This is a genomic window from Rhizobium sp. R86522, from assembly GCF_042466255.1.
Classification (GTDB): domain Bacteria; phylum Pseudomonadota; class Alphaproteobacteria; order Rhizobiales; family Rhizobiaceae; genus Allorhizobium.
Genome location: NZ_JAXHBX010000001.1, coordinates 4,081,875 through 4,094,020, shown reverse-complemented (window position 1 = coordinate 4,094,020; position 12,146 = coordinate 4,081,875). Strand labels below are relative to the sequence as shown.

Annotated in this window: 14 protein-coding genes and 1 tRNA gene; 14 read left to right on the top strand and 1 reads right to left on the bottom strand. The window is 62.0% G+C overall.

From position 1 onward, the window contains the following. Window positions 1-3: 3 nt before the first annotated feature. The 12 genes from SJY08_RS19820 to phnN all read left to right on the top strand — a co-directional run bounded on the left by SJY08_RS19820 (window position 4) and on the right by phnN (window position 11,133). Window positions 4-1,110 (top strand): carbon-phosphorus lyase complex subunit PhnI, encoded by a 1,107-nt coding sequence (locus SJY08_RS19820; RefSeq protein WP_377277761.1) that lies wholly within the window; start codon window positions 4-6, stop codon window positions 1,108-1,110. Beyond that, entirely contained in the window at window positions 1,107-2,000 is an 894-nt protein-coding gene (locus SJY08_RS19815) for an alpha-D-ribose 1-methylphosphonate 5-phosphate C-P-lyase PhnJ (RefSeq protein WP_069042816.1), read from the top strand. Before SJY08_RS19820 ends, SJY08_RS19815 begins: the two co-directional genes overlap by 4 nt. Further along, window positions 1,997-2,773: a phosphonate C-P lyase system protein PhnK gene (gene phnK, locus SJY08_RS19810; protein ID WP_069042815.1), complete on the top strand. Its 777-nt coding sequence runs from the start codon at window positions 1,997-1,999 to the stop codon at window positions 2,771-2,773. The genes SJY08_RS19815 and phnK overlap by 4 nt, the downstream gene beginning before the upstream one ends. Window positions 2,774-2,784: 11 nt before the next feature. Continuing rightward, window positions 2,785-3,492, top strand: a complete 708-nt coding sequence (gene phnL, locus SJY08_RS19805; RefSeq protein ID WP_054150291.1) for a phosphonate C-P lyase system protein PhnL — start codon at window positions 2,785-2,787, stop codon at window positions 3,490-3,492. Further along, complete coding sequence (locus SJY08_RS19800; RefSeq protein ID WP_054150290.1) at window positions 3,489-4,103, top strand: DapH/DapD/GlmU-related protein; 615 nt, start codon at window positions 3,489-3,491, stop codon at window positions 4,101-4,103. Before phnL ends, SJY08_RS19800 begins: the two co-directional genes overlap by 4 nt. A gap of 121 nt (window positions 4,104-4,224) precedes the next feature. After that, complete coding sequence (phnC, locus tag SJY08_RS19795) at window positions 4,225-5,082, top strand: phosphonate ABC transporter ATP-binding protein (protein WP_054150289.1); 858 nt, start codon at window positions 4,225-4,227, stop codon at window positions 5,080-5,082. Window positions 5,083-5,160: 78 nt separating this feature from the next. Further along, window positions 5,161-6,066: a phosphonate ABC transporter substrate-binding protein gene (gene phnD / locus SJY08_RS19790; protein ID WP_377277757.1), complete on the top strand. Its 906-nt coding sequence runs from the start codon at window positions 5,161-5,163 to the stop codon at window positions 6,064-6,066. 82 nt (window positions 6,067-6,148) lie between these two features. Next, window positions 6,149-7,111 carry a phosphonate ABC transporter, permease protein PhnE gene (phnE, locus tag SJY08_RS19785; protein ID WP_054150287.1) on the top strand — a complete coding sequence of 321 codons (963 nt, stop codon included), beginning with the start codon at window positions 6,149-6,151 and terminating at the stop codon, window positions 7,109-7,111. A gap of 7 nt (window positions 7,112-7,118) precedes the next feature. Continuing rightward, entirely contained in the window at window positions 7,119-8,645 is a 1,527-nt protein-coding gene (gene phnE / locus SJY08_RS19780) for a phosphonate ABC transporter, permease protein PhnE (RefSeq protein WP_377277755.1), read from the top strand. Window positions 8,646-8,697: 52 nt separating this feature from the next. Continuing rightward, window positions 8,698-9,399: a DUF1045 domain-containing protein gene (locus SJY08_RS19775; protein WP_377277753.1), complete on the top strand. Its 702-nt coding sequence runs from the start codon at window positions 8,698-8,700 to the stop codon at window positions 9,397-9,399. 4 nt (window positions 9,400-9,403) lie between these two features. Further along, window positions 9,404-10,540 (top strand): alpha-D-ribose 1-methylphosphonate 5-triphosphate diphosphatase, encoded by a 1,137-nt coding sequence (locus tag SJY08_RS19770; RefSeq protein ID WP_377277751.1) that lies wholly within the window; start codon window positions 9,404-9,406, stop codon window positions 10,538-10,540. Further along, window positions 10,540-11,133 carry a phosphonate metabolism protein/1,5-bisphosphokinase (PRPP-forming) PhnN gene (gene phnN / locus SJY08_RS19765; protein ID WP_377278690.1) on the top strand — a complete coding sequence of 198 codons (594 nt, stop codon included), beginning with the start codon at window positions 10,540-10,542 and terminating at the stop codon, window positions 11,131-11,133. The genes SJY08_RS19770 and phnN overlap by 1 nt, the downstream gene beginning before the upstream one ends. Here phnN and SJY08_RS19760 read toward each other — a convergent pair. Beyond that, window positions 11,127-11,213: transfer RNA gene (locus SJY08_RS19760), tRNA-Ser, on the bottom strand. The two genes, phnN and SJY08_RS19760, sit on opposite strands and share 7 nt — an antisense overlap. Before the next feature lie 274 nt (window positions 11,214-11,487). Between SJY08_RS19760 and rplU the strand changes: the two genes are divergently transcribed. Both rplU and rpmA read left to right on the top strand, forming a co-directional pair. Next, window positions 11,488-11,802 (top strand): 50S ribosomal protein L21, encoded by a 315-nt coding sequence (gene rplU, locus SJY08_RS19755; protein ID WP_054150254.1) that lies wholly within the window; start codon window positions 11,488-11,490, stop codon window positions 11,800-11,802. Window positions 11,803-11,835: 33 nt separating this feature from the next. Next, a complete protein-coding gene (gene rpmA, locus SJY08_RS19750) occupies window positions 11,836-12,105 on the top strand; it encodes a 50S ribosomal protein L27 (protein WP_006724343.1) in 270 nt (89 codons plus the stop codon). The last annotated feature ends 41 nt before the right edge of the window (window positions 12,106-12,146 follow it).

The following is a 12,146-nucleotide window of genomic DNA, read 5'->3' as shown; positions in this document are numbered from 1 at the left end:
GCCATGTATGTAGCCGTCAAGGGTGGCGAAAAAGCCATCGCCAACGCCCACAAGCTTCTCGCCGACCGCCGCCGGGGTGACAGGTCGCTGCCGTCGGTGACGATCGATCAGATCGTGGCCCAGCTCGGTCTCGCCGTCGACCGGGTCATGGCCGAGGCCTCGCTCTACGACTGCACGCTCGCAGCCCTCGCCCTGAAGCAGTCGCGCGGCGACATGATCGAGGCGATCTTCCTCCTGCGCGCCTACCGCACAACGCTGCCGCGCTTCGGCACGTCTCGTCCGATCGAAACGGCCGAGATGCGCGTCGAGCGCCGTGTCTCCGCCACCTACAAGGATCTGCCCGGCGGACAGCTGCTCGGGCCGACCTTTGACTATACCCATCGCCTGCTCGATCCCTCGCTGCTCGATGACGAGACGGTGGATATGGGCGAGCGGCGCGAGGAAGGTCTCGATCCAGTCATGCGGGTCTCCGACATCCTCGATGGCGAAGGCCTGATCGAGCCGGATGGCGAGATGCCCGAGGATCATATCGCAGGCGACATCACCCGCGAGCCGATGGAATTTCCGATGCCCCGCGACCTGCGTCTGCAGGCGCTTGCCCGCGGCGACGAAGGCTTCCTTCTGGCACTCGGCTATTCGACCCAGCGCGGCTATGGCCGCACCCATCCCTTCGTCGGCGAAATCCGCATGGGGCTGGTCGAAGTCGAATTCGACGTGCCGGAACTCGGCTTTGCGGTTTCACTCGGCGAGATCCGCGTCACCGAATGCCAGATGGTCAACCAGTTCAAGGGTTCGGCCAAGGCTCCGCCGCAATTCACCCGCGGCTATGGCCTCGTCTTCGGCCAGAGCGAACGCAAGGCCATGTCCATGTCACTGGTGGATCGGGCGCTCCGAACCGACGAATTCGGCGAGGATGTCGTCGCCCCCGCCCAGGACGAGGAATTCGTGATTTCCCATTGCGACAACGTCCAGGCGACCGGCTTCGTCGAACACCTGAAGCTGCCGCATTACGTCGACTTCCAGGCCGAACTGGATCTCGTCCGCCGCATGCGGGCAAAGCACGACGCCAACAAGACAGATCTGACCGACCTGAAGGAGGCCGCAGAATGAGCGCGCCGGCAACCGAACTCGCGACCTATAATTTCGCCTATCTGGACGAACAGACCAAGCGCATGATCCGCCGCGCGATCCTGAAGGCGATCGCCATTCCCGGCTATCAGGTGCCCTTCGCCTCGCGTGAGATGCCGATGCCCTATGGCTGGGGTACCGGCGGCGTGCAGGTGACAGCCTCGATCATTGGCCGCGACGACACGCTGAAGGTCATTGATCAGGGCGCTGACGACACGACCAATGCCGTGTCCATCCGCGCCTTCTTCCAGAAGGTCGCAGACGTCGCCGTCACCACCAAGACCAGCGAAGCGACGATCATCCAGACTCGTCACCGCATTCCCGAAGAAAAGCTGAGGGAAGGCCAGGTGCTGGTCTACCAGGTGCCGATCCCGGAACCGCTGCGTTTCCTCGAACCGCGCGAGACCGAGACCCGCAAGATGCATGCGCTGGAAGAATACGGCCTCATGCATGTGAAGCTCTACGAAGACATCGCCAGGCACGGCCGCATCGCAACGACCTATGCCTATCCGGTGAAGGTCGAGGGCCGCTACGTCATGGACCCGTCGCCGACGCCGAAGTTCGACAATCCCAAGATGCACATGTCGGAGGCGCTTCAGCTCTTCGGCGCCGGCCGCGAGAAACGCATCTATGCGGTCCCGCCCTTCACTGAAGTCGTCAGCCTCGACTTCGAGGATCACCCCTTCGAGATCCAGACATTCGACAAGCCCTGCGCGCTCTGCGGCGCCCACAACGTCTATCTCGACGAGGTTGTACTCGACGACAAGGGCGGCCGGATGTTCGTCTGCTCCGATACCGACCATTGCGAGACGCGCCAGGCCGAGGGCCATGTCGGCGAAATGCTCGCGAAGAATAAGGAGGCCGCCGAATGAGCGACCAGCCGCTTCTGAAAGTTCGCAACCTCTCCAAGTTCTACGGCAGCCGGATCGGCTGCTCGAACGTCTCCTTTGATCTCTGGCCGGGCGAAGTGCTCGCCATCGTCGGCGAAAGCGGCTCGGGCAAGACCACGCTTTTGAGCTGCCTCTCGACCCGGCTGATGCCGACGACCGGCAGCGTCGATTACCACATGCGCGACGGCCAGTACCGCGAGCTCTATCACATGGGTGAAGCCGAACGCCGCTTCCTGATGCGCACCGACTGGGGCTTCGTGCACCAGAACCCCGCCGATGGTCTTCGCATGACAGTCTCTGCCGGCGCCAATGTCGGTGAACGTCTGATGGCCGTCGGTGATCGCCACTATGGCCGCATCCGCCAGACGGCGAGCGAATGGCTGGAGCGCGTCGAGATCTCGACCGATCGTATCGACGACCAGCCGCGCGCCTTTTCTGGCGGCATGCGCCAGCGCCTGCAGATCGCCCGCAATCTCGTCACCGGCCCTCGCCTCGTCTTTATGGACGAACCGACCGGCGGCCTCGATGTCTCGGTCCAGGCCCGCCTGCTCGATCTCGTCCGCGGCCTCGTCAACGACCTCGGCCTCTCGGCCGTCGTCGTTACCCATGACCTCGCGGTCGCCCGCCTGCTGTCCCACCGGATGATGGTGATGAAGGACGGCCATGTCATCGAACACGGCCTGACCGACCGCGTCCTCGACGACCCGCGCGAACCCTACACTCAGCTGCTCGTATCCTCGATCCTGCAGGTCTGACGGAGATATCAATGGCCACGCCCCTCATCGTTTCGGAAGTCGCGAAAAGCTTCACCATGCATCTGCGCGGCGGGCTCGTCCTGCCGGTCGTCTCCAACGTCTCCTTCTCTGTCGCATCCGGAGAATGTGTCGTGCTCGGCGGCCCCTCTGGCATCGGCAAGAGCTCGATCCTCAAGATGCTCTACGGCAACTACGCCGTCGACCAGGGCCAGATCCTGGTCAATCACGGCGGCCGCATCGTTGACCTTGCCAGCGCCGACCCGCGCACGGTGCTTGAAGTCCGCCGTGGCACGCTGGGTTATGTCAGCCAGTTCCTGCGCACCGTCCCCCGTGTCTCGACACTCGACGTGGTGGCTGAACCGCTCGTTGCACGCGGTATATCTGTAGACGAAGCGCGCGAACGCGCGAGCGAACTCCTAAGCCGGCTAAATTTGCCGCGTGATCTCTGGCAACTGCCGCCCTCCACCTTCTCCGGTGGCGAACAGCAGCGCGTCAACATCGCCCGCGGCTTCATCACCGACCATGCCGTGCTGCTGCTCGATGAACCGACAGCCTCGCTCGACGCGGCCAACCGGGCCGTGGTCGTCTCGATGATCCGCGCCAAGAAAGAGGCAGGCGTCGCACTGCTCGGCATCTTCCACGATGAGGAAGTCCGCGAAGCCGTGGCCGACCGGATCCTCGATGTCATGCTGTTTTCGCCGCGAAAGGCCGCCGCATGACGAAGAAGCTCGGGCTCGAACCCCTCGTCCACGACACCGCACGCGTCGTGAATTCGACGCTTGGCCGCTATACGGAAGTCGCCGATCGCTGCCGGTTGGATGAAGTCGAAATGGGCGACTACTCCTACATCATGCAGGACGGCTCAATCTGGTGTGCGACGGTCGGCAAGTTTGCCAACATCGCGGCTGCCGTGCGCATCAACGCCACCAACCATCCGACCTGGCGCCCGACGCTGCACCACTTCACCTATCGCGCGGCAGACTATTTCGACGGCGCCGAGAACGATCACGACTTCTTCGCCTGGCGTCGCGAAAACCGCGTCGTGATCGGCCATGACGTCTGGATCGGTCACGGGGCAACCGTCTTGCCAGGCGTCACCATTGGCGACGGTGCGGTGATTGGCGCCGGCGCCGTCGTGTCACGCGATGTAGCCCCCTACACAATCGTCGGTGGAGTCCCGGCCAGGCTCATCCGTGAACGATTTCCAAAGTCAGTTGCCGAACGCATGCAGGCGCTCGCCTGGTGGGACTGGGATCACGACCGGCTGTTCGCCGCACTCGACGATTTTCGTCACATGGACACTGAAGCTTTCCTCGAAAAATACGCCTAATCGCAAATTTTTCAGAGACTTACACAGTTTAACAAATCCTACACAAATCTGACATTCCGGCTTCACGGACCCGCGTTACTGCATTCCCAGCACCGCAATCAATGACGGCGAAGGAAAGATAATGCTCTTCAGGCTGGACAATCTCACCCGCCAGTTCGGGACAACCAAGGCCGTGGACTCGGTGACCCTCGAGATCCCCGCCGGCCAGATGGTTGGTGTGATCGGCCGTTCGGGCGCCGGCAAGTCGACACTGCTGCGCATGATCAACCGCCTGGTCGACCCAACCTCGGGCAGCATCCGTTTTGACGATCTCGAGATCTCCAATCTTCATGGCACGGCCCTGCGCAATTGGCAGCGCGACTGCGCCATGATCTTCCAGCAGTTCAACCTCGTGCCACGTCTCGACGTGCTGACGAATGTACTGCTTGGCCGCCTGAACCATCGGTCGACAGCCCTTTCGATCCTCAACGTCTTCACCCGCGAAGAGCGCCTGATGGCAATCGCCGCCCTCGAGCGGCTCGGCATCGAGCAGACAGCCCTGCAGGCAGCCGGAACGCTTTCGGGTGGCCAGCAGCAGCGCGTGGCGATCGCCCGTGCCCTGATGCAGTCACCGAAGATGATCCTAGCCGACGAGCCGATCGCCTCGCTCGACCCGTTGAACGCCAAGATCGTCATGGATGCGCTGCGCGACATCAACGAGCGCGAAGGCATCACCGTCATGACCAACCTGCACACGCTCGATACGGCCCGCAACTACTGCGAGCGCATCATCGGCATGGCGCGGGGCCGCGTCGTCTTCGACGGCACGCCGGCAGAACTCACGGCCGAGGCAGTGCACGAAATCTACGGCGCCGACCAGCATGGTGCCGGCATCGATGAAACGATGACCTCGACGAGCATCAACATTGCGCATCAGGACAACGAACAACGCAAGATCCCATCCGCTGGCCTGCGCCCTCTCGCCGTAGCCGAGGCCTGAGCCACGAAGATCGCTGGCCCTGCGACAAGGGCAATACCGAAAGACACTCCCTCATCCTACGAAACAGGAGATGCACTCATGTTGAAGAAGACCCTGCTCGCCACGGCGGCTCTCGTTGCTCTGGCTTCCGGCGTCCATGCCGAAGACCTCAAGGAATTCCGCATCGGCATTCTCGGCGGCGAAAACGAAGCCGACCGTCTGCGCAATTTCCAGTGCATGACCGAAAAGCTCCCGGCCGCCCTCGGCGTCGAGAAGGTCTCGCTCTTCCCGGCCGCCGATTATGATGGCGTCGTTCAGGGCCTGCTCGGCGGCACGCTCGATTACGCCGAACTCGGCGCATCTGGCTTCGCAAAAGTCTACCTGTCGAACCCGGAAGCCGTTGAGCCGATCCTGACCACCGTTCAGACTGACGGCTCCAGCGGCTATTACTCGATCATGGTCGCCCGCAAGGATTCGGGCATCACCAAGATCGAAGACATCAAGGGCAAGAAGCTCGGCTATGCCGATGCGGACTCGACCTCCGGCTATCTCGTCCCGCTCGTCACCCTGCCGGAAGCCCTCGGCGCTCCGGTTGATCAGATCGTCGCCTCCACCGGCTTCGGCGGCGGCCATGAGAACCTTGTTCTCGAAGTCGTCAAGGGCACTTTCGACGTCGGCACCACCTGGGGTTCGGGCGTTGGCGATTTCAAGGACGGTTACTCTTCTGGCAACCTGCGCAAGATGGTCGACAAGGGCGTCCTGAACATGGACGACCTCGTCGAAGTCTGGAAGTCCCCGCTGATCCCGAACGGCCCGATCGTCGTTCGCACCTCGATGAACGAGGACATGAAGATGAAGTTCAAGCAGTTCATGATGGAACTGCCGACCTCCGACCCGGCCTGCTTCTCGGCTGTCCAGGGCGGCGATTTCAAGGGCTACACCGACGTCACCGTCGACTTCTACAAGCCGATCATCGATGCCCGCAAGGCAACCATCGGCGGCTGATCGCTGACGAAACCAATAGGACCGCCGGCCGGGACACCGCCGGCGGTCTTTCCTTGAAGTCTTTTCCAAAGGATTTGCGGTGATGGCCATGACGGCGACACAGCCCACCCTGAGCGAGCGCGGCGCGGTCGTCGAGCGCCATTGGCAGGAACTGGCGGCGAAACGGCGCATCTATACCGGCCTTGGCGCCGTTATCCTGCTCCTCGCCGTGACCGGTTCGCTCTGGTTCGCCAACGACACCAATGCCGGCAAGTTCTTCGACCGCCTGCCCTACCTTTTTGACTTCGTGGGCGAACTCGTCCCCCGCGACGGTTGGGAGATATGGCGGGCCCTGTTCGACCTGCCCTCCCCCTATGACGACGGCAGCTTGAAATACAATTATCCGGAGGGTCGGTTCTACATCACCGACAGCCTCTACATCCCCGAATACTTCCACAAGATGCTGGAGACGGTGAATATCGCGCTCCTGTCCACCGTGATCGCGATGATCTTCGGCTATGCGCTTGCCTTCCTTGCAGCCAAGAACACCATGCCGAGCGCCTGGATCCGCTGGCCGGTTCGTCGTTTCATGGAGATCCTGCGCGCCTTTCCGGAAGTGGTCATCGCAGGCTTCTTCCTGGCCATCCTTTCGCTTGGTCCCATCCCTGCGATCATCGCGGTGACGATCCACACCATCGGCGCACTCGGCAAGATGTTCTTCGAAGTCATCGAGAATGCCGACATGCGGCCTGACGAAGGGCTGCGAGCCGTCGGCGCCAACTGGTTCGAGCGCGTCTGGTTTGCCATCACGCCTCAGGTCATGCCGAACTTCATGAGCTACTTCCTGCTGCGCATAGAAATCAACGTGCGCGCCTCCACGATCATCGGCGCTGTCGGCGGCGGCGGCATCGGCGAAGCCCTGCGCCTGTCGATCGGTCAGGGCCACGAGGCAAAGACCCTCGCAATCATCCTTCTCCTTTTGTCGACAGTCATCGCCGTCGACCAGTTCTCCGCATGGCTGCGCCGCAAGCTCGTCGGCGAGCAGTCTTTCCAGTCGGTCACGTGAGGTTTCGATGTCCATGATGAACGCTGCCGAACTGAACCGTCTGGCCGAACGCTATCCGCAGGTGCTGGAGCGCAGCCTCTGGCAACGCTATCGCATTCCGGCTTCGCTCGGCATCCTGACCTTTTACTTCCTCTTTTGCTGGTGGTTCTTCGCCATCGGCAAAACGATGTCGGAGGCCAATTGGGGCATCGCCGGCAACTACCTTGCCGACTGGGTCTCTTACGAGATACGCCCGGAGTTCGACATCGACCGCGACGGAGCGTTGACGATCAATTATCCGCGCTTCGATCCCATCGGACCTAACCCGAACCCGGACTGGATCGAGACGAAACGCGAAACGATCACCCGGGCCGAGCCGCAGGCCCCTGCAGCCGCGGCGCCGGCCCCGGCGACCGCCACGCCGAGCTCGACCTTCAGTTTCATGACGTCTCCCACGCCGCAGGCATCAACTGGGGCCGCGAGCATCGAGACCAATGTCGCCGCAGCTCAAGCAACCTCCGAGGAAGTGATCACCGAAGCACAGGTGGCACTCTCCGGCACGGCCCGTATCGACATTGCCGGTGATCGCGTCACACTTGTTCGCGGCGAAGAAACAGTGACCCTGTTGCTCGATCCCGCCAGGGACACCGTGACGGTCGAAGGCGCACGTCCCGACTGGGTGGAGCAGCGCCTCGAAGGCGGCCGCGTGATCGCCTATTTCGGCTCGGCCGGCTGGCTCGACGTCTCCTCGGATCGCGTCCGCGTCCGCAAGCGGTTCTTCGGCTGGGAGAATTTCATCTTTGATACCAACTCGCCCTTCTTCGGTCTCTCTTCGGGTGAAGTCTGGCAGACAATAACATCCGGCGAACGCATCGATCCGAAGATGAGCAACCTGGCACTCGCCTGGAACAACATCCTCTACAATGCCTCCTGGCAGCATCTGGACGTCTGGACCAAGCTCTTGCAGACCATCGTCATGGCCTTCATGGGTACGCTGCTCGCCATGCTGGTCGCCTTCCCGCTCTCCTTCATTGCGGCGCGCAACATCACCCGCAATCGACCGGTGAACCAGATCACCAAGCGCTTCTTCGACTTCGTCCGGTCGGTCGACATGCTGATCTGGGCGCTGTTCTTCACCCGCGCCTTTGGCCCTGGGCCGCTTGCCGGCATCTCGGCAATCTTCGTCACCGACACCGGCACGCTCGGCAAGCTTTATGCCGAGGCGCTGGAGAACATCGACGACAAGCAGCGCGAAGGGGTGAAGTCGGTCGGAGCACCGGCAGCGGCCGTCCAGCGCTTCGGTGTATTGCCGCAGGTGATGCCGGTTTTCGCCTCCCAGGCCCTCTATTTCTGGGAATCGAACACACGATCGGCAACCATCATCGGCGCGGTCGGCGCAGGTGGCATCGGCCTCAAACTCTGGGAGGCCATGCGCACCAATTCCGACTGGGAAAATGTCGCCTACATGGTGCTCCTGATCCTGATCGTGGTGTTCATTTTCGATGCCATCTCCAATAGCTTGCGCTCACGCCTGATGGGAAAGAGCCGCCACTGATTCTTAGGGCGCGGGGTCCGTTTCCGCGCCACTACACACGAAAGACATACCCTTGCGTTACGCCCTATACTTCGCACCCTGCGCCGACGCACCGCTGAGCCAGACGGCAGCGGCTTGGCTGGGACGCGATGCCTTCACCGGGATTGAACATCCAAGAACGGCCGAAACGGATTTTCCGGCGGAAGAACTGGATGCCCTGACGGCCGATCCCCGGCGATACGGCTTTCACGCGACGCTCAAGGCGCCCTTTCACCTGGCCGAAGGCGTGAGCGAAGCCGATTTGCTTGCCGAGTTTGCCGCGTTCGCCGCGAAAACCGCGTCCTTGGAAGTCCCCTCCGTTATCATCGGCCAGCTTGGGCCATTCTTCGCCCTGGTTCCGGAACGGCAGCATGCGCCTCTGCAGACGTTCGCTGCCAGTGTCGTCGAGGCATTCGAGCCCTTCCGCGCGCCGCTCTCGCAGGCAGATATCGAAAGGCGCAAGCCGGACGGCCTGCCTCCGCGCCAGCGCGAAAACCTGATGCGCTGGGGCTATCCTTATGTCTTTGACGAGTTCCGTTTCCACATGACGTTGACCGGGCCTGTATCCGACGCCCAGTCGCCTGCCATGGCCAATGTGCTCAACCTCCGCTTCGCCGAATTCAACGGCCGCCCCCTCCGGATCGATGGCCTCGCGCTCTTTGTTGAGCCTGAGCGTGGCGCCCCCTTCCTTGTCCATTCATGGCTGCCTCTAAAGGCCGCCCAACAAAACGGCTGATCCCATGTCCGAACAGATCTTTTCCAATGCCCGCATCGTTCTCGAAGACCGGATTGTCGACGGCAGCGTGGTGATCCGTAACGGTCGTATCGCCGCGATCGACGAAGGTTCGAGCCGCAGCGGCGAGGACTGTGGCGGCGATTACCTGATCCCCGGCCTGGTCGAGCTTCACACCGATCACCTAGAATCGCATTATTCCCCCCGCCCCGGCGTGCGCTGGCACATGACCTCGGCCATTCAGGCCCATGATGCGCAGATCGTCACGTCAGGCATCACCACGGTCTTTGATTGCCTGCGCATGGGCTCCGACGAGGACGGCGGCTTCGACAAGGGCGAGATGCGCGACATGGCGGATGCCATACAGGCGGCCGAACGCGACGACCGGCTGCGGGCGGAGCACCTGATCCACCTGCGCTGTGAAGTTGCCTCAGACAACGTGCTCGAGCATTTCGCCGACTTCGAGAACGACCCGCATGTGCGTCTCGTCTCGCTGATGGACCATTCGCCGGGCCAGCGTCAGTTTCAGACAATGGAGCAGTACACGCTGTACTATAAGACCAAACGCGGCCTGACCGACGAGCAGTTCGCCCGCTTCGTCGAAATCCGGCTTTCGCTCTCCGAGCGTTACTCAGCCCTGCATCGCGACACTCTCGCGAGGTCCTGCGCCGAGCGCGGAATCACGGTCGCAAGCCATGACGACGCGACGCTCGCCCATGTCGAGGAAGCCAAGGGTCATGGCGTCAAGCTCGCCGAATTCCCGACCAGCATCGAAGCCGCGGAAGCCTCGCACCAATCAGGCATGAGCGTGCTGATGGGCGCCCCCAACGTCGTCCGCGGCAAGTCGCATTCCGGCAACATCGCAGCCCGTGATCTTGCCAAGCGCGGTGTGCTCGACGTCCTCTCGTCCGATTACGTGCCGCTGAGCCTGCTGCATGCGAGCTTCGTGCTGGCCGATGAGATAGACGGCATCTCTCTGCCCCAAGCCGTTGCCATGGTGACGGCGACGCCGGCGCGGACGGTGAGCCTTGACGACCGGGGGCGGATCGCCACGGGCCTTCGCGCAGATCTCGTGCGTGTGCGCCGTGACGAAGGCGTGCCGGTGATCCGCGCCGTGTGGCGAGAAGGGCGGCGGGTCGCATGATGACGCATGCCGTAGCAAACGCATCTTTGGAGAAAGCCACCGGAACTCTCGTCGTCGTCGTCGGCCCGAGCGGGGTGGGCAAGGACAGCCTCCTGGACATTGCCCGCCGACACTTCACCGACCGGGATGACGTCCGCTTTGTGCGACGGACCATTACGCGCCCCGAAGACACCGGCGGCGAAGTCCATGACGCTGTCAGCCCCGAAACTTTCGATCGGCTTGTCAGCTCCGGAGCATTTGCCGTGAGCTGGAACGCCCACGGCCTTGGCTACGGCATTCCGCTCGATGTCCGTACGGACCTCGCTCAAGGACGCACCTTGATCGTCAACGGATCCCGCTCGGCTCTTGCAAGCGTCCACGCGGCCTTCCCCAATCTCGTGGTGGTCAACGTGACCGCACGCGCCGACGTTCTCGCAGAGCGCCTCGCAGCCCGCGGGCGCGAGACGACCACGGAAATCGAAGCCCGCCTCACCCGAACCACTGCCCCCCTCCCCACAGATCTGAAAGTAATCAACATCGACAACAGTGGTGATCTGGAACTGGCTGGCAACGAGCTTGTGCAATTGATCGAGGGATTGTTGCACAGTGAGTGATGGTGGGATTCGAACCCACGATACCCTTGCGAGTATGCCGCATTTCGAGTGCGGTGCTTTCGACCACTCAGCCACCTCTCCGGTCACATTGGTCGGCGCTCGATGGCGCGGGCTGTCTCATAGCGGCAACTCACCCCCCATGCAAGAGCGAATGTGACGGTTTTTCCGGCTTTTGTCTTGACACCCCGCAGGGCCTCACGTATGCGACGCTCGACTAAAAGCGTGCTTGACGTGCGCCTTTCGTTCTTCGCCATCTGCGAAGTGAACCGGCGGGATCAACATCCTGCTCCTCCGACTGGCAAAAAGACGGCCCCTCGCAAGGGGAGAGCCGGAACGAACATGAAAGGATAAAAAATGTTCGCAGTCATCAAGACCGGCGGTAAGCAGTACCGCGTTAACGCCAACGACGTGCTGACCATCGAAAAGCTGGAAGCCGAAGCTGGCGCAACCATCGAATTCACCGAGATCCTCGTCGTCGGCGAAGGCGAAACCGCAACCATCGGCGCGCCCTTCGTGGCTGGCGCCAAGGTCACGGCAGAAGTTGTCGAGCAGACCCGCGGCAAGAAGGTCATCGCCTTCAAGAAGCGTCGTCGTCAGAACTCCAAGCGTTCGCGCGGCCATCGTCAGCACCACACAGTGGTGCGCATCACCGACATCGTCGCAGCCTGAAACGCTGATAACTAGGTTTAAAGGAGCAATCCAATGGCACACAAAAAAGCTGGCGGTTCCTCGCGCAACGGTCGCGATTCCAATTCCAAGCGCCTCGGCGTGAAGAAGTTCGGTGGCGAAGTCGTCATTCCGGGCAACATCATCGTGCGTCAGCGCGGCACCCAGTGGCATCCGGACGCAAACGTCGGCATGGGCAAGGACCATACCCTCTTTGCACTCACGGCTGGCAATGTGAACTACCGTACCAAGGCGAACGGCAAGGTATACGTGTCCGTCATGCCGAAAGCCGAAGCAGCAGAATAAAGCCGGTAGCGTTTAACAGCCGGCGTCTCATCGACCCGGCT